Origin of the sequence: Szabonella alba (assembly GCF_016765775.1) — a bacterium.
GTDB classification, from domain to species: domain Bacteria; phylum Pseudomonadota; class Alphaproteobacteria; order Rhodobacterales; family Rhodobacteraceae; genus Szabonella; species Szabonella alba.
In genome coordinates this window covers 1-1410 of sequence record NZ_JAESVN010000041.1, presented here as the reverse complement: position 1 = coordinate 1410, position 1410 = coordinate 1, and the positions used below count along the sequence as shown (strand labels likewise).

The window sequence follows — 1410 nt, the reverse complement described above, 5'->3', positions numbered from 1 at the left end:
CTGATGTGGTGGATACCCCCGCCCGACGGCATCGCAATGTGCCAGGGTGGTGAGGTCATCATCGCCACATAGGAGGGGGTACCCATGAAGAAGTTTGCCATAATTGGAGTTGACCTAGCCAAGAATGTCTTTCAACTGCACGGAGCGGGCGCCGAAGATGGGCCCATTTTGAAGAAGCGTCTGTCTCGGAACCAGTTTCTTCTCTTCATGTCGCAGATAGAGCCCTGCAAGGTGGCCATGGAGGCGTGCGCCACCTCACACCACTGGGCGCGAGAACTGACCGCGCTCGGCCATGACGTCCAGCTGATCCCGCCAATTTATGTGAAGCCGTTCGTTAAGCGCCAGAAAAACGATGCGAACGATGCCGAGGCTATTGTCGAGGCGGCTCTGAGGCCGTCGATGCGTACAGTTCCGGTCAAGTCGAAAGAGCAGCAGGCTCTTGCCATGCTGTTTCGGACCCGCGATTTGCTTGTGATGCAGAGAACGCAGCTGGTGCATGCGCTGCGAGCTCACCTGGCCGAACATGGCGTTGCGGTGCGAGGCGGCCGCCGGTCGATTGAGCCATTCATCCAAGCCCTGGACGACCGATTGAACGGGCTGCCCGATCAGGTTCGCGAGATCGGCGCGCTCTACCTTGACCGGATCGCCCAGACGGCAAAGGAAATCGAAACACTGGAGTGCCGCATCGACGCGGAAGCCGACGAGCGTGAGCTGACGCGGCGTCTCCGCACGATCCCCGGTGTCGGGCCGATCACGGCAATGGCGGTCGAGGCATTCGCGCCGGCCATGGAAGCATTCGCCCGCGGCAGGGACTTCTCTGCTTGGCTGGGCCTTGTTCCGCGGCAGCATTCATCCGGAGGCAAACAGCGTCTCGGGCGAACGTCGAAGATGGGCCAGCGCGACATTCGCCGATTGCTGATCAGCGGGGCGATGTCGATCATCCACTGGAAAGGGCGCGATGGCGGAAAGCCGGGCTCTTGGCTTGCGCGCATGCTGTCGCGCAAACCGCGCATGGTGATCGCCATCGCTCTGGCCAACAAGCTTGCCCGGATCATCTGGGCCATGGTGACGCATCGGACCGATTATAGGGATCCTGCCGGGGCGGTTTGCTGAACCCTTCCCGGCAGGAGCGTCGGTGACGCAAGTGGCGCACTGATACCGTATGGGCAAGGATCGACAGGTCCGGGTGGAGCAAACCAGCGTCAGGCAGAGAGCCGCGAGCTCGCAGATTTGATATGGCCCCCATCCGCGTACTTCCATACCGGCCAGCGGCGCGAGAAGGCCGCACAAAAAGGCCTTACACATGTTCGCAGCCGGTCACTGCCCATGGGAATCAGAAAACACTTGCGCAAGCGGGGGTATCCACACATGCCTGACCATCAAGCTCCTGTTCAAGGTGCCGCTGCGGCA

At 61.2% G+C, this 1410-nt stretch carries 1 protein-coding gene; it reads left to right on the top strand.

The window, feature by feature from the left end:
- Positions 1-84 precede the first annotated feature (84 nt).
- Positions 85-1113, top strand: coding sequence for an IS110 family RNA-guided transposase (locus tag JL811_RS19820; RefSeq protein WP_202690426.1), 1029 nt, complete (start codon positions 85-87; stop codon positions 1111-1113).
- The last annotated feature ends 297 nt before the right edge of the window (positions 1114-1410 follow it).

Excerpts from the sequence above, each read along its gene's own strand:
- JL811_RS19820 (WP_202690426.1), top strand. The coding sequence starts at position 85 with ATGAAGAAGTTTGCCATAATTGGAGTTGACCTAGCCAAGAATGTCTTT.